Consider the following 23918-nt stretch of genomic DNA (forward strand, 5'->3'; position numbering starts at 1 on the left):
CTAACGGCATGCGAAGAAAGTAGTTATTACTGCACAATCACCTTGCGAGATGTCTTTATGACCCAAACTGCTCGATTGATGGAAACCCGCCCCCCCGAATCGCCTCCGCCCCCCTCACAGCCCGTTACCCCTTCTGCGGCACAGACTATTACCCAACAGCAGCCTGCCCTCGCTTCACCCACGTCAACCTATTTACCCAACGGCTATCACTTACCCACATCACCGGGCATACCGCCGGTCACGGTGGATCGTCCCAATCTAGCAATACGCCACAATATCAGCGACGAGGAACTTCTCATCCGTCAACATGAAAGTCTGAGTGCCCAGATTCAACGCCTACACAGCCAGCAACCCAGCCTCAAAGCCTTTGTGCAGACGCAACTTGAGCAAGCCTTTCCAGACGTCAGGCCGCTCAATGCCGAAACGACGCAGCACGCCATCACCAAGGACATCGCCACCCAATACCCCAAGAGCCTGCAGGCGTTCTGGACCACGCCCCGTCCGAAGGAGAGAGAACCGCGCACTCTGGAGGCGCCGCAAAACCAGCTACTGACCCTGCACAAGCAACAACTGTCGGTCCTGGCGGCGCTGCACGTGAGCGATGGCACGTTGAGCCCGGCCAGCAAACAGCTGATTGATGCCGCGCTGCAACACCCCACGCTGGCCGAACGCGAGGATGCCTTTGCCAACGGTGCCCGACCTGGGGTTTACCCGATCACCGTCGATGACGGCACCGAACGAGGTGCGCTGCTGGCCGGCGCTTTTCTCATCACCAAGACCGATAATTCCTGGGCCACAGAACCCACATGGCCGAACGGCCGCGCGCTCCCGTTCAACGATGCCAATGGCCCCGTGGTGTTGTATACACCCGGTGAAGGTTTCGAGGAGTTCACCACTCCCGCCCAGGCACGCCAGGCATTGGCCGATCGCCTTGAACAAGGGGGTGCCACTGCCGACCTGCTGTTGCAACAGATGCCACTGGCCATGCAAAACCGTGACGCTCCCCCCACCGGGGATGACCTGATGCTCAGCGCTGAACCGCTGACCGGGGATGCGCTGGCCGAAGGGATACCCTGGATGCTCAAGCGTCAGCAAGAGGAAATCCAGGCAAAAGCTGCCCAGGCATTCACGCAATCCGGTGGCAACCTGCTGACAGAGCCGACTGCGTTGGAGGCTCTCGAGGAATCCGCCGACTGGTCGTACTTGCTCGACGGTAGCAATGCGCTGTCAGCACGCGACGCCAAGCTGGCCGATAAGCTGCAACCCCAGTGGCTGAAAAACCTGAGCCCGAAACAAATAGCACTGTTCGACCACCTGGAGCATGCCGAAAAACAAAGCACGCGCACGCTGGCGTCCCTGCTGGAAAAGATCCCTGACCTGGCATCCTTCGCCCGGGACAGGATCACGGCGGCCATCCAAAGGCTATCTCCGCCTGGGCGGTTGGATGCAGACCAGTTAAAGGTAACGGTTACAACGAAGACCCGGATTCATCTCAGTCGACCCAGCAGCAATGAAACGCCGTTTATCAAAACCCACAACGTGTCGCTGACAGATCTGGCGCTGAAAAACCCCACCGAGTTCCCAACCGCTGAAAGCAGTCACTTCACCGAAACTACCTTTACGTTGCCGCTCACCGATTCCCAAGGCAAACCTATCCTGGACGTTAGCGGCAAGCAGGTCATCTGGACCACCGAGCAGCTTAAGACGCTGGTCAATACCGCAGATGTCGGTGGCGAATACACCAAGCTGCTCAAGGAAACGCTGGCCGCGGATACCGAGTCAGGGCCCGCGAGCGAGATTCGCAAAGCATGGAAAGCCAACCTGAGCGATAGCCTGGAAAAGGATGCGCTTCTGGCAGAACTCAACCCGGATGTTTACAAGGCAAAAGCAACGCTCGACACCACCACCCAGCGAGGCGCGCAATGGGTTGCCGCCGTGCTGGGCAATCCCGACCCGGCCGACCGGCCTCAGGTCGATGGAAAAACCATCACCGCCAATGCCCTTATCCAGCGCGGGATACCGGTACAGGGGGTGATGGTGATTGGCAATCAGACGGATGACGCGCTGGTCCTGTACACACCGGGTGCGCCCGACGGCATGTCGTTTCGTGAAGTAGCAGACCAGGATTCGCTGAATACCTTGCTGGAGAAAAACGAATGGCGGGTCTACACCGCAAGCAGGAAATCACCCGTCAATAAAGATGACGTGGCCAAAGCCTATGATGCGCTCAAGCAGCAAGCAACCGGCCAGCTGACGAACCCCTTCAAGGCCATTGATTTGCTCGTCAAGGTGCTCAAGCTGACGGGCGCCGGCACGACACTCCAGCCCATAGAAGGTAACGTTCAGGATGAGCTGTACAAACAGCACGCGCAGTTGCTCATCGACAAAGCGGACCACCAATCTGTGAGCAGCGCGGAAGTCGCGGCTCAATCGACAATCAACAAAGTCCTGTTCGGCGTTGAAGTGGGCTTTGCACTGCTTGATCTGTTGCCCGTGGTTGGCAAAGGCCTTTCGGCGGGAGCCCGATTGGCAAAGACTGGCCTGAGGGCCCTGCGTGCCAACGGGAAAACGCTGCCGCGGCTGATCAAGGGTCCCGGCCTGGGGCCTGCGGTGTATGCCGATGGTACCGGGGCGCCGACACGTCTCTCGAGTGTTCGCACAGCGCCTTTACGCCCAGCATCCAGCCACACGCCGCCACCCAGACCGCTACGCCCTTCCGTGATTGACACGCCAGCCCCAAAGCGGGACCTGAGCGCTTTCAGCGTTCCGGACGACGTCATCAAAGGCGTCCCGATGAAGGCGAATGGCACCTATCAGGTTGGCGAAAATTGCTACGTGCGTTATACCGACGCGACTGAGGTCAGCAAGGTGTACCTGATCGATTCAAGCTTTCATGCACGGTCCGGAAGGGTTTCCATCCTGGACCCCAATGAGCCTGCGACGAGATCAACGTTCTTTCGACGAAGGGAGAACCTGGTGCGTGCCACCAACGGTGAATGGCGAGCGAGCAGATTGCCAGCAGGCACCCCAATAAAACGCCCGCTGGAGCCCGCTGTTTCGACTTCAGGACACACGCCAAACGGTCAACCACTCACTAAACGCCCCCGAGTGCCAGAGGCCTTCCCCGGTGAAAAAGCGCAGCTGGAACCGCCTGTCAAAGGCAAAACCGTTTTCTACAAATATGTAGCGAAAGATCGCCATGCCACGTTCAACGCCGACCGCGCTTTCAGCCCTTCAGATACCAATTTGAAGGGTGACCCCCTTCCCCGAGGAAAAGGCCGGCACTACTTTACGGACCTGGCGCCAGGCGATATGCCCAGCAAACAGCTGTCCGAGACCATCTTCGGGCGGCGTAAATTCGGCAATTGGCAGGATAAAATGACGTATCACTACGAAGTGAATACATCGGGACTGAACCTCATCCAAAGCCCTGACAACCCTCATATCTTTTACCTGGAAACACCGTTTTCCATACCAACGACCTATCGAAGCGGACCGAACGCTGATTTGACCCAGCGCATTATTTCGCATGGGAGAACACCTTTGACAACCTGACCCCGCTTTGCAGGCAGACGCATGGCGGCGGCCAATGAGTCCCAAAAAGGGAACGATAGGTTAATGCCAGTCAGTTAAGACGTAGAAAGGGTAAAAAATAACCTGTGGCGAGGGAGCTTGCTCCCTCGCCACAGGTACAGTGTTTGCCCTTAACTGACTGGCATTAATCGATTTATGCCGCCATGGACGGGGAAATTTGTTCCAGTGCTTGATCCACCAACAGTTGCCCCAACGCTGCCATTTGCTGAATCCCAAGCATGATGGCGCGCTGGGTAGTGTCCAGGTCGAAGGCTAGATTGCAGGTGAGTGCGTTGAGGGAGGACAGGGTTTCGCTGGCGTTGACCAGCAAGGTTTCGGTGTCTTGGTGAGGGTTTACGGTGAAGAGGGGCGGATTGGGGGTAGGTTTGATCATGATTTACAGCTCCGATATGGGATGGAGACTGCCATCTGCCGCTTGCACGCGAACTAAGGTGGCAGCTGTGCGCAGGTGTGCAAGACCGGGCATATCGGACCCCGGCAGACCCCGAGGGATCTCCCACGCACAGCCGCCAAAACAAATACAGCAGGCATAAAAACGCCCGTTGAATGGCTATGGGCGCCGGTGCGCCGGTGCGCCGACATGTAACCGGACTTGCACGTCCGTGTCACCGTTTTTTGCGATGACGGGACGAAGACTAGGCGCGCTGGCTGCACGCGACAAGTTCATGCTCGGCCCAAAATCTTGCAGGAAAAATCCGAAGGCCCAGCAACACCCCCCCTGTGGCGAGGGAGCTTGCTCCCGCTGGGCTGCGCAGCAGCCCCAGTACAAACACCGCGTTTCTACAGGCAGAAAGCGGCGGTAGGTTTTGGGGCCGCTTCGCGCCCCAGCGGGAGCAAGCTCCCTCGCCACAAACGAGGTCTGCAGGCAGCGGTTTATGCGGGTTGAGTGAGTATCTGAGATGAGCGCGATCCCGTGTGGGAGCGGGGGATTCAAGCTAATCCGGATTCGACCAGCAACGCTTCCAACCCCATCAAGTCCGGCACCTTCGCCACATGCTCCCCTACCTGCACCGCCGCCAACTCCAACGGGCACAGCGGCACGTCCACATAACTCAACTCGCTGTCGAGCTTGTAAGACCGTGGAATCCCCTGAATCACCAGCGCAATAAACTTCAACGTCGGTCGCCCGCCCAACGCGTTCAACACTACGATTCGCGAGCGTTCGCCGGTCATGCTGGCTTCACCGCACACCGCTTCAAAGCTGATCAGCGGTATCTGCCGATCGCGCCAGGTTACTTGCCGCAAATACCACGGCGGCGCATCACTGGCGGGTTCACCGCGCTGGAAGTCGATCAGCTCAGCAATGGCGACGTTGGGCAGCACCAGGTGGCGGTCGGCCAGCGGCAGCAGCAGGCCGGTGAGTTGGCTGGTGCGGTGGTCAAGCATGGGACTTGCTCCAGTAGGCGATGCTTTCGAGCAGCACCGATTCCTGGTACGGCTTGCCGAGGTAGTCGTTGACGCCGATGGCCATGGCGCGATCGCGGTGTTTCTGGCCGGTGCGCGAGGTGATCATGATAATCGGCAGGCGCATCAGCCGGGGGTCGTTGCGCACCTGGGTGGCGACTTCGAAGCCGTCCATGCGCGGCATTTCGATGTCGAGCAGCATCAGGTCCGGGGTGTGTTCTTCGAGCACAGCGAGGGCGTCGATGCCGTCTTTGGCGGTGAGCACGTTCATGCCGTTGCGCTCCAGCAGGCGGCTGGTGACTTTGCGCACGGTGACGGAGTCGTCCACCACCAGCACCAGCAACGGGCGTTTTTTCAAGGGGTCGTTGAGGATCAGCGGCGCATCGACCGACTGGGCCGGCAAGGCCGGCTGGCGGGCGCGGATATGCGCGAGCAAATCGATGATCAGCACTACGCGACCGTCGCCCAGAATCGTCGCGCCCGACAGGCCCTGCACCCCTGCAAACTGCGGGCCCAGCCCCTTGACCACAATCTCCCGCGTACCGGCCATGGCGTCCACATGGATGGCCACGCGCCGCTCGTTGCACTGCACCAATAGCACCGGCACCGGCTGGTACTGGCCCAGCAGTTTCGGGCGGCTGACGGTGTGCAGCAGGTCGCCCAGGTAGAACAGCTCATAGCGCTGACCGGCGTATTCATAACACGGCGGGTCTTGCTGGTAATGGCCCGCCAGCTCATGGGGCAGCACCCGCACCAGACCTTCGATGGTGTTGAGCGGAATCGCGTACTGGTCGTCCGCACATTGCACCATCAGCGCACGGTTGACCGACACGGTAAACGGCAAGCGAATACGGAAATGCACACCCTCGCCCGGCGTCGAATCAATGACCATCGAGCCGCCAAGCTGACGCACTTCCTCATGCACCACGTCCATGCCCACGCCGCGTCCGGAAATCTGCGTGATCTTTTCGGCGGTGGAGAAGCCCGGCTGCAGGATGAACTGCAACACGTCGCGGTCGCTGATCTCTTGATGCGGGCCCAGCAAGCCACGCTTGATCGCCTTGCGCCGCACGGCCTCCAGCGGTACACCTGCGCCGTCATCGCGCATGTCGAAAACGATGTCGCCGCCTTCGTGGGTCAGGTCCAGGGTGATGCGGCCTTTCTCGGGCTTACCGGCCAGCAGCCGCACATCGCGGGACTCCAGGCCATGGTCGACGGCGTTGCGCAGCATGTGCTCCAGCGGTGCCGCCATGCGTTCCAGCACATTGCGGTCCATCTCGCCCTCGGCGTTGCCGACGATGAATTCCACGTCCTTGCCCAGCTCACCCGCCACCTGGCGCACGATACGCTTGAGGCGCGGTAGCATGCGTTCGAACGGCACCATGCGCGTGCGCATCAGGCCTTCCTGCAACTCGGTGTTGATGCGCGCCTGTTGCTGCAACAAGTCGTGCGCGTCCTCGTTGCGGCGCTCGAGGGTGTCCTTGAGGTCGAGCAGGTCGGAAGCGGACTCGGACAGCGCGCGGGACAATTGCTGCAGCTGCGAGTGGCGGTCCATTTCCAGCGGGTCGAATTCTTCATAACCCAGGCGCTCGGCCTCGGCCTGCTGGCGACTGAGGATGCGGCCCTGGGTCTCGGTGTCGAGACGCCGCAGTTGGTCGCGCATGCGCTCGATCGTGGTTTCCACTTCGGTCAGGGCAATGCGGGCGTCGTTGACTTGCTGCTCGATACGGCCACGGAAGATCGAGGTTTCACCGGCCAGGTTGACCAAGTCGTCGAGCAGCTCGGCAGAGATCTTCACCATGTCGGCGGCGGGGTCTACCACGGCCTCCGCCTTGCCCGTCGGCAACGCCACCGGTGTCACCGGTTCGTCGCTGGGGTGCACCAGGCTTTTGATGCGCTCGATGAGCTTGTCCACCGAGCCGACCGGCAAACCGTCGGCCACCGCGTCGATCATCTGCGCCAGGCGGTCGTGGCAGCCTTGCAGCAACGCAAACAGCTCGGCGGACGGCGCCAGTAGGCCTGCGGACAGCCCTTCGTAGAGAAACTCCAGTTCATGGGCCAGATCGCCGATCGGCCCGATCTCGACCATGCGCGCGCCGCCCTTGAGGGTGTGCAGGTCGCGTAGCAGGGTTTCGACTTCCTGGCGGCTGCCGGGCTCGGCCTGCCAACGCAGCAAAGCGCTGCCTGAGCTGTCGAGAATGTCGGCGGCTTCTTCGAGGAAGATATCCAGCAATTCAGGATCAGCTCCCGAGGCTTGTACAGCCTCGGTCGGTGCCGTCGGTGTGCTGCCCTGGCGGAATCCACGCAATTGGGCGATCAACTCGCCGGCATCGCTCAGGGGCCGTTGCTGTTGCAATTCATCAAGCTGCAAGGCCAGCCGCTCATGGCTGGCCATCAGTAACAGCGACAACTCGGGGGAGTAGCTGTAGCGACGGTCCACCAGCCCTTCATACAAACATTCCAGCTCGTGGGCCAGGTCACCCACCGGCCCGATTTCGGCCATGCGCGCGCCGCCCTTGAGGGTGTGCAGGTCACGTTGCAACGAGGACAGCGGTCCCGCGTTATCCGGCTCCAGCAACCAGCGTTTGAGCGACTGCCCGGCGCTGTCGAGGATGTCCACGGCCTCTTCCAGGAAGATCTCGACGATCTCATCGTCCATCGCCGTTGGCTGATCCAATTGCGCCGTGGCCGCCCCCAACTCGGAGATGCTCAAGGCGCGGCTGCCGTCGCTTTTGATCAGGCCGGTGGCCGACGGGTCGAGGGCCTCATCCAGCAACTCGCGCAACGCCTGTACCCGTGCCGGCGCCGGGCTGATTTCCTGCCCGGCGGCCAATTGGTCGAGCATGTTGATCAAGGCTTCATGGGCCTGCTCGGCCTCGTGGAAAAACCGCTCGCTCACCGCCAGGCTGCTCTCCTCCACCGCGCCATAGAGGTCGAGCAGCGCTTCGCAGAGTGCGTCGATGGCGTGCAGGTCGGCGACGTGCGCGCCCTCCCCCAGGGTGGTCAGTTCGTCCAGCAGCGCGGTGAGTTCCTGGCGTTCGCCGGGATGCTGTTGCCAGCGGCGCAGCAGGCTTTCGGCGTCGAGCAGAATGTCCATGCCCTGGGCCAGGAAGTTGGCGATCAGTTGCGGGTCGCGCTTGATACGCAGGCCGGTATTCGGGGCGTCGAGCAATGCTTCAAGCTGCTGATCCAGCAGGCGTTGGGTGCGGTTGATCAGGTCCTCTGCGCCTTTGATCGGCGCCAACGGGTCGCTGTCCAGATCACGCAGCCCGCGCTGGAACAGGCTCTCGGCTTCGAGCAGCAACTCCACTTCGTCCAAGTCCAGCGGCAGGCGGTGTGCCTTGTATTCGCGGGTGAGGTGGTCCAGCGGGCGCGCCAGTTCGGCGATGGGCAGCACGCCGGCCATGTAGGCGCTGCCTTTGAGCGTGTGCAGGGCGCGTTGCAGTTCATCGCTGACGTGCAGCGGTACATGCTCGGCGGCCTGTTGCAGGAAGTGATTGAGGCTGTCCAGATGGCTTTGGACTTCGTTGCGGAAGATCTCCAGCAGCATCGGGTCATGGGGTTCGGCAGACGGCTGCGGCGTACCGCTGGCCAAGGCGTGGGCGCGGGCGGCCAGGGCGTCGACTTCATCGCGCTGGCGCTGGTCGTCGGTGGCGAAGTCCGCGATCAACTCCGGCAGCAAGGCCACCGCTTCATCCAGCACCTGTTGTACCTCGGGGCTCAGGGCTACGCTGCGTTCCAGTACGCGATTGAGCAGGTTTTCCACAGCCCAGGCCAGCTCGGCCAGGACCAGTGCGCGGACCATGCGGCCGCTGCCCTTGAGGGTGTGGAAAGCACGGCGCATTTCGCCCTGGGCGGTTTTGTCCGCGCTGTTGGGCAGGTAACGGTGCAGCACGTCGAGGACTTCGTCGGTTTCCTCGAGGAAGACCTCGCGCAGTTCATCGTCGATGGGCTCTTCGTCGGCCGGTGGCGGCAGCAGGCTACCGGGGCGTTGCAGGGCCGGCGGGTTCAGGCGCGACGTGGGGCTGGCCAGCGCGTCGAACTGCGACTGGCTCGGCGCGACCTCCACCGCCAGCGCTCCATCCGGTGCAACCAGGGCTTGGCGCCAGGGTTTCTCGGCAGGCAGGTAACCCAGCGCCGCCAGGCCTTGGGTGGCCAGCTCCAGCACCCGTTCACCTGCGGCATCGGGGTCTTGGAGCATCCGTTCGAGGTAGTACTCCAGGCTGCTGATCACGTCGGCAAAATGCGCCAGTTGCCGCTCGGTCGGCGGCGCGTCGTTGCCCATCAACTGTTCATCGACGTAGTCCGTGCAACCGCGCATCAGGCTCGCCGCGCGGGGTAAAGGGATCATGGCCAGGGCACCGCGCACCTGGCTCAGCAGTTCCGGCAGGGACTCAAGGCGCTGGCGGTCCCAGTCGGCTTCGATGCAATCGATCACCAGTTCCTTGGCTTGCTTGAGGCACTGGCAGGATTCACGGATCACCAATTGGTGGATCTGGGTCAGGTCGGTGGTGGGCAGGCGGCTTTCTTCGCGGCTTTCCGGCTCCACGGTGCCGGCCATGCCGGCCAGTGTGGCTTCGACATAGAGCAAGGCGCCGGCAACGTCCATCAGCACGGCATCGTTGGGCTCGCGTTGGCCCTGGGCCAGGCTCAGCACCACGGCAAGCTGGTCGATGATGACTTTACGCGGCTGGCCGAAGCCCAGCACCGCCAAGGTGTCGGCGATCTGCCGCAGTGGCGCGAGCAGCGCGTCGAGGTCGCTGGTGTGCTGACGGTCGCTGCGTACGAACAGGTCGAGGCGTTCTTTTACCCGCACCAACTCTTCACACAATGCACCCAGCACCGAGCCCATGGCGTTGCGGTCCGGCCCGGCCAGGCGTGCGCGTTCGGCATCGACCACCGTGCTGTCCGGCAACGCTTCATCCAGGCCGTAGCGTTCCTTGAGGCTTTGCATGCGCGGTGTCGGCCGGGTGACCTTGGCCACATAAAACAGCAAGCTCTTGAGCAACTCATCTGGCGCCGGCTGGTTGATGCCGCCGATGCCTTGGGCGAGCAGGCGCTTGAGCTGTTTGTCACTGGCCTTGAGCAAACTGCGCAGCGCTGGGCTGTTGGCGATCACGCCGATGAGCATGCCTTCGACCAGCGCCGAAGTGACTTGCCACAGCGGCAACAACGGCGCGCCCTGGCACAAGGTTTCGAGACGCGCGAACACCCGCGCCATGTCCTCCAGGTTGCTGGGGCCGTGGTCTTCGCGCAGCAGCCCGGCCAGGGCCTGTTGCAGCAGCTGATGCCACTGGCGCAGTTGCTCTTTCAGGTCGGGCACCGCGCGTTGCGCCAGGGCTTCATCGGGCAGCGGCGCGATGGTGAGCAGTTGCGGGCTGAACAGGCTGGTCTCCGACAGCAGGCTTTCGCCGCGGGCGCTGCGCAAGTCGTTGAGCAGCGGCAATACCACCAGCGGCAGGTCGCGGCGGGCGCTGTGCACGCGGTCCAGGTAGAGCGGCAATTGGTTGAGGGCCTGTTGCAGCAGGCGGATGCTTTCGTCGCGCTGGCTCACATGGCCGGCTTGCAGAGCCAGGGCCAGCGCTTCGATTTCCTCGGCCAGCAGGGCCGCGCCGTAGAACTCGACCATTTGCAGCGCACCATGCACCTGATGGATGCCGGCCAGGCATTCGCTGATCGCGTCGCCGTCAGTGGTTTCGACGTACGCATCCAGCGCCGACCGGGCCTGTTGCAGGGTTTCGGCAATGTCGCCCTTGACCCATTCGAGGGCCACGTAGTCGTGCCGATCAACCATAACTGCTCCGCTTAGAATTCGTGGGTTGCTGGTGGTGCGAGATCTCAAGACAGATAGAGATCAAATGTGGGAGGGGCTTGCCCCCTCCCACATTGGTACTGCATTTCAATCATCGACCTGTTTGGGTGGCGGCAAGGTAAACCCCGACACCGACCGGCGCAGCTGGCTGGCCATTTTCGCCAGGTTGCCGATGCTTTCGGCGGTGGCCGTGGAGCCCGACGAGGTCTGGGTAGTGATCTGCTGAATCACGTTCATGGTCAGGGAGATCTGCCCCGCCGACGAGGTCTGTTGCTGCGCCGCGTTGGAAATACTCTGGATCAGCGCCGCCAGGGTTTTCGACACGCCTTCGATCTCTTCCAGCGCCACCCCGGCGTCCTGGGCCAGCCGCGCGCCGCGCACCACTTCGGTGGTGGTCTGCTCCATGGAGATCACCGCTTCGTTGGTGTCAGCCTGGATCGCCCGCACCAGGGTTTCGATCTGCCGGGTGGCCGCCGACGAGCGCTCGGCCAGCCGTTGCACTTCATCGGCCACCACCGCAAAGCCGCGCCCGGCGTCACCGGCCATGCTCGCCTGGATCGCGGCGTTGAGGGCGAGGATGTTGGTCTGGTCAGCAATGTCGTCGATCAGGCTGACGATGTCGCCAATCTCCTGGGACGACTCACCCAGACGCTTGATGCGCTTGGCGGTGTCCTGGATCTGTTCGCGAATGTTGTCCATGCCGTGGATGGTGTTGTGCACCACCTCGTTACCCTTGTTGGCGATCTCCACCGAGCGCTCCGCCACCGCCGAGGACTCGGCGGCGTTGGCCGACACCTGGTCGATGGACTGGGCCATCTGGTTGATCGCCGTGGACGCTTCGGCGATCTGCTGGGCCTGGTGCTCCGACGCCTGGGCCAAGTGCATCGCGGTGGCCTGGGTGTCCTGCACCGCACCGGCGACTTGCCCGGCGGTGAGGTTGATGGTGGCGACCAGGTCGCGCAGTTGATCGACGGAGTAGTTGATGGAGTCGGCGATGGTGCCGGTGAAGTCTTCGGTCACCGAGGCCGTCACGGTGAGGTCGCCGTCGGCCAGGTCTTCGATTTCATCCAGCAGGCGCATGATCGCGTTCTGGTTGCGCTCGTTCTTCTCGGCGGTTTCATGCAACTGGCGGTTGGTCTCGCGCACCATCACCAGGCCAATCAGGATGATCGAGGTCAGCGCCAACAGCCCCAGCACATAACCGCCGATGGTGTCGAAACTGCGCCCGCTGGCCAGGTTTTCAAAACCGGTGGCCAGGTGCGAGGCTTCATCGAGCAGGGTTTGCGACAGGTTGAAGATATTGCTCGCCGAGGCGCGGACCTGGAACAGTTGCGGCGAGGTCTCGAGGATTTCATCCACGGAGCCGGAGACAAATTCGAACAGCTCGGCGATTTCCGCCAGCCGCGCACGGGCGTCGCGGTCTTCGACCTGGGTGATGCGCAGGCCGGGGTTGCCCTGGAGCATGCCGTTGAGCACCTGGCCGAAGCGGTTGGCGTCACGGCCAAAGGCGTCAGCGGCCTGCACGGCGGTTTCGTCGCCGGCCAGTACGGTGTTCACCGCGCCAAGGATCCGTTCGGCCAACAGTGACTGGCGCTGGGCCAAGGCCACTTGGCTGGCCGGGGCGCCACGCTGCAGGAGGATGTCGACGACCTTTTCCGACTCCATCTGCAACTGCGGCACGGTTTCGGCCAATGTCGCGGCGACCTGATGCAAGGACAACACGGTCTGTTCGCTGGCAAGGATGGCGTCTGTGTTTTTCAGCAGCGCTTCCCAGTCGGTCTGCACCGCGCGCATTTCGGCGCGCACGGCGTTGGGCGCGGCAGGCAGGCCGGTTTCCGGGTCACCTTTTTTCAGGTAGCCCCAGCGCTGGGCGAAGTCGTTGCGCGCATCGCCCAGCAGCTTGAACGCGGCGGCCTTGCCGGCGGCGGCTTCGGTGGCGTTCTTAGCGATGCGCTGGGACAGCACGCGCAGCTCACCGGCGTGGCCGATGTACTGTTTGTCATAGGTGGACTGGGTGTTGAGGTACGCAAAGTTGGCGAACAGCAACATGATGAACACGATCAGTGCGATGAACAGCACGATGATCTGCGAGCGGCTGCGCGAGCCGGCCTGGGGTTTTGGCGTGGTGGCGGTGGTCATGCGGCAACATCCATGAAGCCTGGGGCCTGGGCCAGGGCGAAGGGGCTGAAGACCTGCCACTGCTGGTCGCCCTCGAACTGGCCCTGGATAAACGGAACACCGGGCGCGGCGCTCGCCAGCAGTGCGTCTTGTGCGAAATGCTGCATCCCCACCACCTCGTCCACCAGCAGCCCGACAAACAAGTCGTTGAATTCCACCACCAATACGCGCCGCTGTTTGCGCGCCTTGGACAGTTCAAGCCCGAGAAACCCACCCAGGTCCATCACCGGCAACAGGCGTCCACGCAGGTTAGCCACGCCCTTGACCCAGGCCTTGACCCCGGGCATCAGCGTGCAGCGCGGTTCATGCAGGACTTCGGCAACTTCGCCCATGGGTGCCACATACCAGTGCGGCCCCAGGCGAAAACCGATTCCGCTCCAACGTTGCAGGCGGGCTTCCTGGGACGGCAGGTCGGCGGCCAGCAGGCGGCAGCGCCGGTCGATGTCCAACAGCAGCTCAAAGGCGGTTTGCGACTCGGTCATGATGGCGAACCGTCAGCCGGCCAGCACCTTGTTCAGGGTGGCGATCAGGGTTTCTTCATCCACCGGCTTGGTCAGGTAATCCTTGGCGCCCTGGCGCGCACCCCAGATCTTGTCGGTTTCCTGGTCTTTGGTGGTGATGATGATGATCGGGATGCCGTTGGTTTCCGGCTCCTTGGACAGTTGGCGGGTGGCCTGGAAGCCATTGAGGCCCGGCATCACGATGTCCATCAGCACGGCGTCGGGTTTTTCCTGGCGGGCCAGGGCCACGCCGTCCGCACCGTTTTCGGCCTTGAGAACCTGATGGCCATGCTTTTCCAGCATGCCGGTCAGTTTGTACATTTCGGTCGGCGAATCGTCGACGATCAGAACACGTGCCATGGTTTTCCCCGCTACATAAGTTCGCGCCGACCCTCGTGAGGCGACGTCAGTGTGCTTGTTCTACTGCGGCGAAGCCGGGCACGTAGGCCTTGATCGCACTCAGCAGTTCTTCCTTGCTGAAAGGCTTGGTCAAAAACTGATCGACGCCGACGATGCGCCCCTTGGCCTTGTCGAACAGGCCGTCCTTGGAGGACAGCATGATCACCGGGATCGACTTGAACGCCGGGTTGTTCTTCACCAGGGCGCAGGTCTGATAACCATCCAGGCGCGGCATCATGATGTCGACAAAGATGATGTGCGGGTGATGATCGACAATCCGGGCCAGGGCATCGAAACCGTCGATGGCCGTGATGACATCGCACCCTACGTTCTTCAACAAGGTTTCAGCGGTACGGCGGATCGTCTTTGAGTCGTCGATCACCATCACTCTCAAGGCGTTGGAATGCTGTTCCATATCTGCTCTGCCATCGCCACAGCGAATCGGTTTTCGGTGTGTACTGCCTGATGTTGCACAGGATGAGCGCCGCAAGCCTTGGAATTCAAGGGCTGCTGCGCCGTGGCAGTCTTTTTAGCACAGTCTCCGGGCGCAATCTATCGAGCAACCGGCCAGGTGGTTTTTCCTTGACCCACAACAGCCACAGCGCCACTCTGACGCCACTTTTATGCGCCCTAATTTGCTAGAGGAAATCCCCCATGAGCGTTCGCGTCGGCATTGTCATGGACCCTATCGCCAGCATCTCCTATAAAAAGGACAGCTCGCTGGCCATGCTCCTGGCCGCCCAGGCCCGCGGCTGGACGTTGTTCTATATGGAGCAGCGCGATCTTTACCAGGGTGACGGCGAGGCCCGCGCACGCATGCGTCCGCTGCAGGTGTTTGCCAACCCTGAGAAGTGGTTCGAGCTGTCGGACGAAATCGACAGCCCGCTGAGCGATCTGGACGTGATCCTGATGCGCAAGGACCCGCCGTTCGACATGGAATTCGTCTACTCCACCTACCTGCTGGAGCAGGCCGAGCGCGCCGGCGTGCTGATCGTCAACAAGCCGCAGAGCCTGCGCGACTGCAATGAAAAGCTGTTCGCCACCCTTTTCCCGCAGTGCACCCCGCCCACCGTGGTCAGCCGCCGCGCCGACGTGCTGCGTGAATTCGCTGCCAAGCACGGCGATGTGATCCTCAAGCCGTTGGACGGCATGGGCGGCACCTCGATCTTCCGTCACCGCGCAGGCGACCCGAACCTGTCGGTGATCCTGGAGACCCTGACCGCCCTGGGCACCCAGCAAATCATGGGCCAGGCCTACCTGCCGGCGATCAAGGACGGCGACAAGCGCATCCTGATGATCGACGGCGAGCCGGTGGACTACTGCCTGGCTCGCATCCCGGCGGCTGGCGAGACCCGCGGTAACCTGGCAGCCGGCGGTCGTGGTGAAGCACGCCCTCTGTCGGACAAGGACCGTTGGATTGCCGCCCAGGTTGGCCCGACCCTGCGTGAAAAGGGCTTGCTGTTTGTCGGCCTGGACGTGATCGGCGAGAACCTGACTGAAATCAACGTCACCAGCCCCACCTGCATTCGCGAGATCGACAACGCATTTGGCACGAACATCGGCGAAATGTTGATGGCTGCCATTGAGCGCAAGCTACAAGCCAAGTGACATAGAACAGCCGGACACACACCAACATTGCGTTATCATGCGCCACCTGTGAAACGCGCGATGTTGGTTTTTTTGTCATGACGCCCCCGTCCGAACTGCCCCCCGAACTCTCCCATAGCGGCGTGCGCCCGGCTGATCGGCTCGGATTTACCCTGTTCCTCGCTGCGCTTATTCACCTGGCCTTGATCCTCGGCGTTGGGTTCACAATGGTCGAACCCAAGCGGATCAGCAAAACCCTGGAAATCACCCTCGCCACGTTCAAGAGCGAAAAGAAACCCGAGAAGGCTGACTTTCTCGCCCAGGACAACCAGCAGGGCAGCGGCACCCTCGACAAGAAAGCCGTGCCCAAGACCACTGAAGTGGCGCCGTTCCAGGACAACAAGGTGAATAAAGTCACTCCGCCGCCGGCGCCCAAGCCCGAGGTGAAGCAGGCCGCGCCCAAGGCTGCGGTGACCACCGTCGCGCCCAAACCGCAAAAAGCCCCGACCCAGCGCGAAAAAACCAAGACCGAACCGACGCCCGAGCCCGTGAAGCCCGCGCCGACGTTCGACAGTTCGACACTCTCCGACGAGATTTCCAGCCTGGAAGCCGAGCTGGCCAACGAACAGCAGCTGTACGCCAAGCGCCCGCGCATCTACCGGCTGAACGCCGCCTCGACCATGCGCGACAAAGGCGCCTGGTATAAGGACGAGTGGCGCAAGAAGGTCGAGCGTATCGGTAACCTCAACTACCCGGATGAAGCGCGACGCCAGCAGATTTATGGCAATTTGCGCTTACTGGTGTCGATCAACCGCGACGGCACGTTATATGAAGTCCAGGTGCTGGAATCGTCAGGCCAGCCGCTGCTGGACCAGGCCGCCCAGCGCATCGTGCGCCTGGCCGCGCCCTTTGCCCCGTTCAGCGGCGACTTGAACGACGTCGACCGCCTTGAAATCATCCGCACCTGGAAGTTTGCCAAGGGCGACCGCCTGTCCAGCAACTGACCCGGGGCCCCTGTAGAAGCTGGCTTGTTGTGGCGAGGGAGCTTGCTCCCGCTGGGCCGCGCAGCGGCCCCAAAAAATGGGACTGCTGCGCAGTCCAGCGGGAGCAAGCTCCCTCGCCACAGCCTCGTGTCTACAGATGATCAGGCTTGTCAGTTCGCCCCTCCACCGCCACACTAGCGGACATGAAAAATGTCAGCCCGACCTACCTCAAGCACCAATTCCTGATCGCCATGCCCCATATGGCCGACCCGAACTTTGCGCAGACCTTGACCTACATCGTCGAGCACACCGCCACAGGTGCCATGGGGTTGGTCATCAACCGCCCGCAAGAGCTGAACCTGGCGGATATCCTTGAGCAACTGCGCCCGGAGGTCGACCCTCCAGCCCGCTGCCAGGGCGTGCCGATCTACATCGGCGGGCCGGTGCAGACCGATCGCGGCTTTGTGCTGCACCCCACCGGGCCGAAGTTCCAGGCCACGGTCGACCTGGAAGGCGTGTCGCTGTCCACTTCACAGGACGTGCTATTCGCCATCGCGGACGGCGTGGGCCCTGAGCAAAGCGTGATCACCCTCGGCTACGCGGGTTGGGAAGCCGGCCAACTGGAAGCCGAGCTGGCCAGCAACGCGTGGCTGACCTGCCCCTTTGACGCCGAAATCCTGTTCAACACCCCCAGCGAACTGCGCTTAGAGGCAGCCGCGGCCAAACTGCGCGTCAACCTCAACCTGCTGACCAGCCAGGCGGGGCACGCCTGATGGCTTTGCGCTTAATCCTCGGTTTTGACTACGGCACCAAGCAGATCGGCGTAGCCGTCGGCCAGGTCATCACCGGCCAGGCTCGCGAACTGTGCACCTTGAAAGCCCAGAACGGCATACCGGACTGGAACCAGGTCGAGGCCCTCATTAAAGAGTGGAAGCCCGACGCCGTGGTGGTCGGCCTGCCCTTGAACATGGATGGCACGCCCAGCGACATGTGCCTGCGCGCGGAAAAATTCGCCCGACGCCTCAATGGCCGCTACAACATCCCCTTCTATACCCACGACGAACGCCTGACCACCTTCGAAGCCAAGGGTGAGCGCCGTGACCGTGGCGGCCAGAAGGGCAGCTACCGCGACAATCCCGTGGACGCCATCGCCGCCGCGCTGCTGTTGCAGGGTTGGCTGGACGAAAACACCGCTTTATTTGAATCCTGACTGACGCGGCTTGCCGCGTCTTTTTACGTTTGAGCCCGGACCTTGCCTGCGCCAAGGTCCTGAAGGAGCCTGCATGAGCTTGCCGAACCCCGCCGAACTGATCAGCCAAATGGCCAAAGACCTCACGGCCCATCTGCAACACCGTGCCATCAGCGAGCCACGTTTCATTGGCATTCGCACCGGTGGTGTGTGGGTGGCCCAGGCGTTGCTGGAAGCGCTGGGCAGCGACTCGCCCCTCGGCACCCTGGATGTGTCCTTCTACCGCGACGACTTCAGCCAGAACGGCCTGCACCCGCAAGTGCGTCCGTCGGCGCTGCCTTTCGAAATCGAAGGCCAGCACCTGGTGCTGATCGACGACGTGCTGATGAGCGGTCGCACCATCCGCGCCGCCATGAACGAATTGTTCGACTATGGCCGCCCGGCCAGCGTGACGCTGGTGTGCCTGCTGGACCTGGACGCGGGTGAGTTGCCGATCAGCCCGGATGTGGTAGGCGCCACCCTGTCGCTGCAAGCCCACCAACGGGTAAAATTGTCCGGTCCCACGCCGCTCGAACTCGAACTGCAAGACCTCGCCCTTTAAACCGCCTTGTAAAGAGTCCCCGCGATGACGCCTCTAGATGCCAAGCGCCCGCTGCAGCTCAATGCTCAGGGTCAGTTGCAACACTTCTTGTCCCTCGACGGTTTGCCCCGCGAACTGCTGACTGAAATCCTCGACACCGCCGACTCGTTCCTCGAAGTCGGTGGCCGCGCGGTGAAGAAGGTCCCGCTGTTGCGCGGCAAGACCATCTGCAACGTGTTCTTCGAGAACTCCACCCGCACCCGCACCACCTTTGAACTGGCGGCCCAGCGACTGTCGGCCGACGTGATCACGCTGAACGTGTCCACCTCGTCGGCAAGCAAGGGCGAAACCCTGCTCGACACCCTGCGCAACCTGGAAGCCATGGCCGCCGACATGTTCGTGGTACGCCACGGCGACTCCGGCGCCGCGCACTTCATCGCCGAGCACGTGTGCCCGCAGGTAGCGATCATCAACGGCGGCGACGGCCGCCACGCCCACCCGACCCAGGGCATGCTCGACATGCTCACTATCCGTCGGCACAAGGGCAGCTTTGAAAACCTCTCGGTAGCCATCGTCGGCGACATCCTGCACTCGCGGGTGGCACGCTCGAACATGCTGGCCCTGAAAACCCTGGGTTGCCCGGACATCCGCGTGATCGCGCCGAAAACCCTGCTGCCGATCGGTATCGAGCAGTACGGCGTGAAGGTCTACACCGACATGGCCGAAGGCCTCAAGGATGTGGACGTGGTGATCATGCTGCGCCTGCAACGCGAACGGATGTCCGGTGGCCTGCTGCCGAGCGAAGGCGAGTTCTACCGCCTGTTCGGCCTGACTACCGCACGCCTGGCCGGCGCCAAGCCGGATGCCATCGTGATGCACCCTGGCCCGATCAACCGTGGCGTGGAGATTGAGTCGGCGGTGGCCGACGGTAACCAGTCGGTGATCCTCAACCAGGTGACCTACGGCATCGCCGTGCGTATGGCGGTGTTGTCCATGGCCATGAGCGGGCAAACCGCGCAACGTCAATTCGAGCAGGAGAACGCCCAGTGAAGCTCAGCATCCTCGGCGCCCGCGTCATCGATCCGGCCAGTGGCCTGGATCACGTCACTGACCTTCATCTGGAAGCCGGCAAGATCATCGCCATCGGCGCCGCGCCCGCAGGCTTCAGCGCCAGCGAGACCCTCGACGCCAAAGGCCTGGTGGCCGCGCCTGGCCTGGTCGACCTGAACGTCGCCCTGCGCGAGCCAGGCTACAGCCGCAAGGGCAACATCATCAGCGAAACCCGCGCCGCTGCGGCCGGTGGCGTGACCAGCCTGTGCTGCCCGCCGCACACCAAGCCGGTGCTGGACACCTCGGCGGTGACCGAGCTGATCCTCGACCGCGCCCGTGAGGCCGGCAATTGCAAAGTGTTCCCTATCGGCGCCCTGAGCAAAGGCCTGGAAGGCGAACAACTCGCCGAGCTGATCGCCCTGCGTGACGCCGGTTGCGTGGCCTTCGGCAACGGCCTGGAAAGCTTTCGCAGCACCCGGACGCTGTTACGCGCCCTGGAATACGCAGCCACCTTCGACCTGACGGTGATCTTCCACTCCCAGGACCGCGACTTGGCTGAAGGCGGCCTGGCCCATGAAGGCGCCGTGGCCAGCTTCCTCGGCCTGCCGGGCATTCCGGAAACCGCCGAAACCGTGGCCCTGGCCCGTGACCTGCTGCTGGTGGAACAAAGCGGTGTGCGTGCGCACTTCAGCCAGTTGACCAGCGCCCGAGGCGTCGCCCTTATCGCCCAGGCACAGGCTCGCGGACTGCCGGTCACGGCGGATGTGGCGTTGTATCAGTTGATCCTGACGGATGAGGCGCTGATCGACTTCTCCAGCCTGTACCACGTGCAACCGCCGCTGCGCACCCTGGCCGACCGCGAAGGTTTGCGTGCGGCGGTCAAGTCCGGTGTGGTCTCGGCGATTTCCAGCCATCACCAGCCCCATGAGCGGGATGCCAAGCTGGCACCGTTTGGCGCGACAGAGCCGGGCATCAGCAGTGTCGAACTGTTGCTGCCGCTGGCGATGACACTGGTGGAGGATGGATTGCTGGACTTGCCGACACTGCTGGCACGCCTCAGCGCAGGCCCGGCTGAGGCATTGCGCCTGCCGGCGGGTAAGTTGGCGGTGGGTTCGGCGGCGGACCTGGTGCTGTTTGACCCGGCCCGCTCCACGGTTGCCGGGGAGCACTGGCTGTCCAAAGGTGAAAACTGCCCGTTCATCGGCCATAGCCTGCCGGCGACGGTGCGCTACACCTTGGTGGATGGGCGGATCAGCTACCAGGCCTGAAAAATCCCACATCTAATGTGGGCATGATCAATGTGGGAGGGGGCTTGCCCCCTCCCACATGTTGATCTCCACCAGAAGTTAAAGATCAGCGGCCGCTGTTGCGCTCGGCATTGCGGATCGATATCTGTGTATTCAACGTCCAGAAGTCATACAACACCCCCACCAGGAACAAACCGCCGGTCAGCAGGTAGATCAGGCCGGTGATCCATTTGCCTTGGTACATGCGGTGCACGCCAAACACCCCGAGAAACGCCAACAGCACCCAGGCCACGTTGTATTCGATCGGCCCGGCGGTAAAACGCAGGTCCGCTTCACGGTCCATGGCCGGAATCAGGAACAGGTCGATCAGCCAGCCGATACCCAGCAAGCCAAAGGTGAAAAACCAGATCGTGCCGGTCACCGGTTTGCCGTAATAGAAGCGGTGCGCCCCAGTAAAACCAAAAATCCACAGCAGGTAACCAATCACCTTGCTGTGGGTGTCTTGCTGCGAACCAATCTGCTGATAGGTGTTCATCGCGTACCTCTTTTGCCTCGATAGATAAATTTTTTCACTTTCTTTGTGACTTTTTTACAGGCGCCCGACGTACGGCAAATGGTATCTTCCCTGCCCTGAAAGCCTTATGCCACCTGACTTGTGTAGGACAATTGCGGCGAATCGTCGCGTTTTTCCTGATTTTGACGTCAAGGTTCAGTCGACAAACGGCCTGAGAACGACACAAAAAGCTGTTATAAAGTTGCGCGCAAACCCATAAGAGCCACGCCTAATGCGACCATTTTTCAAGACATGGCTAACCATTTGCCTATTAATGCCACTGGCCGCCCACGCCACCAATCGTGAGCAACGACTTCCTAACGTTAACGGTTTCACCCCTAAAGTTCACAGCACACCCAGCACGGCCAAATCGGTAAAGCTGACCGTCAACCGCCCGACTCAACTGAGCAAGGCCCACGGTAAAGCAAACCCGGCCCTGATGGCAGTCAACACCAAACAGAGCAGCACCGTCCTCAGCCGCGCCGTGAACGTGCTCGGTACCCCTTATCGTTGGGGCGGCAGCAGCCCAAGTAAAGGGTTCGACTGCAGTGGTTTGGTGAAATATGCGTTTAACGACGTAGCGGCCGTGGATTTGCCGCGCACCTCCAACGCCATGGCCGCCGGCCACGGGCAGAAGGTTGACCGCAAGGACCTGAAACCGGGTGACCTGCTGTTCTTCAAACTGAAGAGCCGCCAGGTGAACCACGTTGCCATCTACCTGGGCAACGACCGTTTCATCCACGCACCGCGCCGTGGCAAGGCGGTCAGCATCGACACGCTGAAGAAGCCGTTCTGGGACAAGAACTACGTGATCGCCAAGCGGGTGCTGCCGAAAGAGCAGAACAATCTGCGGGTCGTCCAGCGCTAAGCCTGCCGCAAAGCTATAGGCGGCTTGTTGTAGTGAGCGGGCTTCTGTGGTGAGCGGGCTTGCCCCGCGCTGGGGCGCGCAGCGGCCCCAATGAGGCCACCGAATTTCCGCAGATACAACTCGTCGCCTGTTTTTTGGGGCGGCTTCGCCACCCAGCGCGGGGCAAGCCCGCTCACCACAACAAGCCCGCTCTCATATATCTGCTGGCACCCTCGCCTTCCCCCGTGCGTCTTCGCGACTGATCACCCCCTCCCCGACCAGCGCCTTCAAGCTCATATCCAACGTCTTCATCCCCAACGCCCCACCGGTCTGGATCGCTGAAACCATCTGCGCCACCTTGTCCTCGCGGATCAGATTGCGGATGGCCGGCGTGCCCAGCATGATTTCATGGGCCGCCACGCGCCCGCCGCCGACCTTCTTCACCAGGACCTGGGACACCACCGCCTGCAACGACTCCGACAGCATCGAGCGGACCATGGCCTTTTCCCCCGCCGGGAACACGTCCACCAGCCGGTCTACGGTCTTTGCCGCAGACGTGGTGTGCAAGGTGCCAAATACCAGGTGCCCGGTCTCAGCCGCTGTCAGCGCCAGGCGAATGGTTTCCAAATCGCGCAATTCGCCTACCAGGATCACGTCCGGGTCTTCACGCAGCGCCGAGCGCAGGGCGGTGGAAAAACTATGAGTGTCACGGTGCACCTGGCGCTGGTTGATCAGGGCGGTCTTGGGCGTGTGGATAAACTCGATAGGGTCTTCGAGAGTGAGGATGTGCTGGCGCCGATGCTGATTGAGAAAATCGATCATCGCCGCCAGGGTGGTGGACTTGCCCGAGCCGGTCGGGCCGGTCACCAGCACCAAGCCGCGTGGCAGCTGGGCGATACGCCGGAACACTTCGCCAAGGCCAAGGCTTTCCAGGCTCTGCACCTCGCTGGGAATCGTGCGAAACACCGCCCCCATGCCACGGTCCTGCGTGAACACATTGGCCCGGAAGCGCGCCACGCCAGGCAGTTCGAACGCAAAATCCGTTTCAAGAGATGTTTCGAAATCCTTTTGCTGGTGCTGATTGAGCAACGGGCTCAATAAGTCCGCCACTTGCCGGGGTGAGAGCACCGGCCAATCCAACGGCCACACCTCGCCATCCACCCGCAACATCGGCGCCAGGCCGGCCGACAGATGCAGGTCGGAGGCGCCACGGCTTACGCTGGCCGCCAGCAATTCAGTGATATCCATAGGGCTTTCCATTTCCAGTAGAATGCCGCGGACTCCATATCCACGGGCGCATCTTGAATGTCGACGATAGCAGACAACATCGGCCAGGTTAGCCAGCGCATCCGCGCCGCAGCCGACGCCGTGCAACGTGACGCAAGCAGCATCCACCTGCTGGCCGTGAGCAAGACCAAACCCGCGCCAGCCGTGCGCGAAGCCTATGCCGCCGGAATGCGCGACTTTGGCGAGAACTATCTGCAGGAAGCCTTGGGCAAACAGGCCGAATTAACCGACCTGCCCTTGAGTTGGCACTTCATCGGCCCCATTCAATCGAACAAGACGCGCGCTATCGCCGAGAACTTCGCTTGGGTGCATTCCGTGGACCGCCTCAAAATTGCACAACGCCTGTCCGAACAACGCCCGGCCGACCTGCCACCGCTGAACATCTGCATCCAGGTCAACGTCAGTGGCGAAGCCAGCAAGTCCGGCTGTACGCCCGCCGACCTGCCGGCCCTGGCCAATGCGATCAGCGCCCTGCCGCGCCTGAAGTTGCGTGGCCTGATGGCGATTCCTGAGCCGACTGAAGATCGCGCCGCGCAAGATGCAGCGTTTGCCGCTGTACGCGGCCTGCAAAACAGCCTGAACCTGCCGCTCGACACACTTTCCATGGGCATGAGCCACGACCTTGAGTCGGCCATCGCCCAAGGCGCCACCTGGGTGCGGATCGGTACCGCCCTGTTTGGCGCCCGCGACTACGGCCAGCCATGAAAT

The 23918-nt window shown here is 62.1% G+C and carries 19 protein-coding genes and 1 pseudogene; 11 read left to right on the forward strand and 9 right to left on the reverse strand.

Annotation, left to right across the window (positions count from 1 at the left end):
* The first annotated feature begins 57 nt into the window (after window positions 1-57).
* Window positions 58-3555 (forward strand): dermonecrotic toxin domain-containing protein, encoded by a 3498-nt coding sequence (locus BM403_RS09040; RefSeq protein WP_256577143.1) that lies wholly within the window; start codon window positions 58-60, stop codon window positions 3553-3555.
* A gap of 172 nt (window positions 3556-3727) precedes the next feature.
* Here the strand turns inward: BM403_RS09040 and BM403_RS09045 are convergent, their stop codons facing one another.
* The 7 genes from BM403_RS09045 to pilG form a co-directional block, all read right to left on the reverse strand.
* Window positions 3728-3967 carry a DUF6124 family protein gene (locus BM403_RS09045; RefSeq protein WP_043206036.1) on the reverse strand — a complete coding sequence of 80 codons (240 nt, stop codon included), beginning with the start codon at window positions 3965-3967 and terminating at the stop codon, window positions 3728-3730.
* Window positions 3968-4524: 557 nt separating this feature from the next.
* Entirely contained in the window at window positions 4525-4980 is a 456-nt protein-coding gene (locus tag BM403_RS09050; RefSeq protein WP_015886332.1) for a chemotaxis protein CheW, read from the reverse strand.
* The gene (locus BM403_RS09055) at window positions 4973-10792 is read right to left on the reverse strand and encodes an Hpt domain-containing protein (RefSeq protein WP_093542518.1); all 5820 of its coding nucleotides are present in this window, start codon (window positions 10790-10792) and stop codon (window positions 4973-4975) included. Before BM403_RS09055 ends, BM403_RS09050 begins: the two co-directional genes overlap by 8 nt.
* A gap of 105 nt (window positions 10793-10897) precedes the next feature.
* Complete coding sequence (locus BM403_RS09060; protein WP_015886334.1) at window positions 10898-12949, reverse strand: methyl-accepting chemotaxis protein; 2052 nt, start codon at window positions 12947-12949, stop codon at window positions 10898-10900.
* Window positions 12946-13470, reverse strand: coding sequence for a chemotaxis protein CheW (locus tag BM403_RS09065; RefSeq protein ID WP_015886335.1), 525 nt, complete (start codon window positions 13468-13470; stop codon window positions 12946-12948). Before BM403_RS09065 ends, BM403_RS09060 begins: the two co-directional genes overlap by 4 nt.
* 12 nt (window positions 13471-13482) lie before the next feature.
* A complete protein-coding gene (pilH, locus tag BM403_RS09070; RefSeq protein WP_014720320.1) occupies window positions 13483-13848 on the reverse strand; it encodes a twitching motility response regulator PilH in 366 nt (121 codons plus the stop codon).
* 46 nt (window positions 13849-13894) lie between these two features.
* Entirely contained in the window at window positions 13895-14302 is a 408-nt protein-coding gene (pilG, locus tag BM403_RS09075) for a twitching motility response regulator PilG (RefSeq protein ID WP_003176671.1), read from the reverse strand.
* A 239-nt stretch (window positions 14303-14541) separates the two neighbouring features.
* On the opposite strand from pilG, the gene gshB reads away from it, so the two are divergent.
* From gshB to BM403_RS09110, 8 genes and pseudogenes are all read left to right on the forward strand, one after another.
* Window positions 14542-15495: a glutathione synthase gene (gshB, locus tag BM403_RS09080; RefSeq protein ID WP_005792255.1), complete on the forward strand. Its 954-nt coding sequence runs from the start codon at window positions 14542-14544 to the stop codon at window positions 15493-15495.
* 77 nt (window positions 15496-15572) lie between these two features.
* Window positions 15573-16478, forward strand: coding sequence for an energy transducer TonB (locus tag BM403_RS09085; protein ID WP_093542520.1), 906 nt, complete (start codon window positions 15573-15575; stop codon window positions 16476-16478).
* A 24-nt stretch (window positions 16479-16502) separates the two neighbouring features.
* A pseudogene (locus BM403_RS32485) lies at window positions 16503-16598 on the forward strand (N-acetyltransferase); the annotation flags it as partial.
* A 62-nt stretch (window positions 16599-16660) separates the two neighbouring features.
* Window positions 16661-17230 (forward strand): YqgE/AlgH family protein, encoded by a 570-nt coding sequence (locus BM403_RS09090; protein WP_093542522.1) that lies wholly within the window; start codon window positions 16661-16663, stop codon window positions 17228-17230.
* A complete protein-coding gene (gene ruvX / locus BM403_RS09095) occupies window positions 17230-17667 on the forward strand; it encodes a Holliday junction resolvase RuvX (RefSeq protein ID WP_003176676.1) in 438 nt (145 codons plus the stop codon). Before BM403_RS09090 ends, ruvX begins: the two co-directional genes overlap by 1 nt.
* 73 nt (window positions 17668-17740) lie before the next feature.
* Window positions 17741-18247: a bifunctional pyr operon transcriptional regulator/uracil phosphoribosyltransferase PyrR gene (gene pyrR / locus BM403_RS09100; protein ID WP_046034946.1), complete on the forward strand. Its 507-nt coding sequence runs from the start codon at window positions 17741-17743 to the stop codon at window positions 18245-18247.
* Between the two features lie 24 nt (window positions 18248-18271).
* Window positions 18272-19276: an aspartate carbamoyltransferase catalytic subunit gene (locus BM403_RS09105; RefSeq protein ID WP_015886339.1), complete on the forward strand. Its 1005-nt coding sequence runs from the start codon at window positions 18272-18274 to the stop codon at window positions 19274-19276.
* A complete protein-coding gene (locus tag BM403_RS09110) occupies window positions 19273-20544 on the forward strand; it encodes a dihydroorotase (RefSeq protein ID WP_093542524.1) in 1272 nt (423 codons plus the stop codon). Before BM403_RS09105 ends, BM403_RS09110 begins: the two co-directional genes overlap by 4 nt.
* Before the next feature lie 85 nt (window positions 20545-20629).
* Here the strand turns inward: BM403_RS09110 and BM403_RS09115 are convergent, their stop codons facing one another.
* Window positions 20630-21040 (reverse strand): NINE protein, encoded by a 411-nt coding sequence (locus BM403_RS09115; RefSeq protein WP_163825880.1) that lies wholly within the window; start codon window positions 21038-21040, stop codon window positions 20630-20632.
* Between the two features lie 268 nt (window positions 21041-21308).
* Here BM403_RS09115 and BM403_RS09120 point away from each other — a divergent pair, with 268 nt between their 5' ends.
* A complete protein-coding gene (locus BM403_RS09120; RefSeq protein WP_046034944.1) occupies window positions 21309-21944 on the forward strand; it encodes a C40 family peptidase in 636 nt (211 codons plus the stop codon).
* Window positions 21945-22136: 192 nt separating this feature from the next.
* On the opposite strand, the gene BM403_RS09125 is transcribed toward BM403_RS09120, so the two are convergent.
* Window positions 22137-23171, reverse strand: coding sequence for a type IV pilus twitching motility protein PilT (locus tag BM403_RS09125; protein WP_093542526.1), 1035 nt, complete (start codon window positions 23169-23171; stop codon window positions 22137-22139).
* 57 nt (window positions 23172-23228) lie between these two features.
* On the opposite strand from BM403_RS09125, the gene BM403_RS09130 reads away from it, so the two are divergent.
* A complete protein-coding gene (locus BM403_RS09130; RefSeq protein ID WP_093542528.1) occupies window positions 23229-23915 on the forward strand; it encodes a YggS family pyridoxal phosphate-dependent enzyme in 687 nt (228 codons plus the stop codon).
* Window positions 23916-23918: the final 3 nt, after the last annotated feature.

Source organism: Pseudomonas sp. OV546, assembly GCF_900116845.1.
Classification (GTDB): domain Bacteria; phylum Pseudomonadota; class Gammaproteobacteria; order Pseudomonadales; family Pseudomonadaceae; genus Aquipseudomonas; species Aquipseudomonas petroselini.

What these genes read in the sequence shown, in the direction of transcription:
- BM403_RS09040 (WP_256577143.1), top strand. Translation starts at nt 58, where the DNA reads ATGACCCAAACTGCTCGATTGATGGAAACCCGCCCCCCCGAATCGCCT.
- BM403_RS09045 (WP_043206036.1), bottom strand. Translation starts at nt 3,967, where the DNA reads ATGATCAAACCTACCCCCAATCCGCCCCTCTTCACCGTAAACCCTCAC.
- BM403_RS09050 (WP_015886332.1), bottom strand. Translation starts at nt 4,980, where the DNA reads ATGCTTGACCACCGCACCAGCCAACTCACCGGCCTGCTGCTGCCGCTG.
- BM403_RS09055 (WP_093542518.1), bottom strand. Translation starts at nt 10,792, where the DNA reads ATGGTTGATCGGCACGACTACGTGGCCCTCGAATGGGTCAAGGGCGAC.
- BM403_RS09060 (WP_015886334.1), bottom strand. Translation starts at nt 12,949, where the DNA reads ATGACCACCGCCACCACGCCAAAACCCCAGGCCGGCTCGCGCAGCCGC.
- BM403_RS09065 (WP_015886335.1), bottom strand. Translation starts at nt 13,470, where the DNA reads ATGACCGAGTCGCAAACCGCCTTTGAGCTGCTGTTGGACATCGACCGG.
- pilH (WP_014720320.1), bottom strand. Translation starts at nt 13,848, where the DNA reads ATGGCACGTGTTCTGATCGTCGACGATTCGCCGACCGAAATGTACAAA.
- pilG (WP_003176671.1), bottom strand. Translation starts at nt 14,302, where the DNA reads ATGGAACAGCATTCCAACGCCTTGAGAGTGATGGTGATCGACGACTCA.
- gshB (WP_005792255.1), top strand. Translation starts at nt 14,542, where the DNA reads ATGAGCGTTCGCGTCGGCATTGTCATGGACCCTATCGCCAGCATCTCC.
- BM403_RS09085 (WP_093542520.1), top strand. Translation starts at nt 15,573, where the DNA reads ATGACGCCCCCGTCCGAACTGCCCCCCGAACTCTCCCATAGCGGCGTG.
- BM403_RS09090 (WP_093542522.1), top strand. Translation starts at nt 16,661, where the DNA reads ATGAAAAATGTCAGCCCGACCTACCTCAAGCACCAATTCCTGATCGCC.
- ruvX (WP_003176676.1), top strand. Translation starts at nt 17,230, where the DNA reads ATGGCTTTGCGCTTAATCCTCGGTTTTGACTACGGCACCAAGCAGATC.
- pyrR (WP_046034946.1), top strand. Translation starts at nt 17,741, where the DNA reads ATGAGCTTGCCGAACCCCGCCGAACTGATCAGCCAAATGGCCAAAGAC.
- BM403_RS09105 (WP_015886339.1), top strand. Translation starts at nt 18,272, where the DNA reads ATGACGCCTCTAGATGCCAAGCGCCCGCTGCAGCTCAATGCTCAGGGT.
- BM403_RS09120 (WP_046034944.1), top strand. Translation starts at nt 21,309, where the DNA reads ATGCGACCATTTTTCAAGACATGGCTAACCATTTGCCTATTAATGCCA.
- BM403_RS09125 (WP_093542526.1), bottom strand. Translation starts at nt 23,171, where the DNA reads ATGGATATCACTGAATTGCTGGCGGCCAGCGTAAGCCGTGGCGCCTCC.
- BM403_RS09130 (WP_093542528.1), top strand. Translation starts at nt 23,229, where the DNA reads ATGTCGACGATAGCAGACAACATCGGCCAGGTTAGCCAGCGCATCCGC.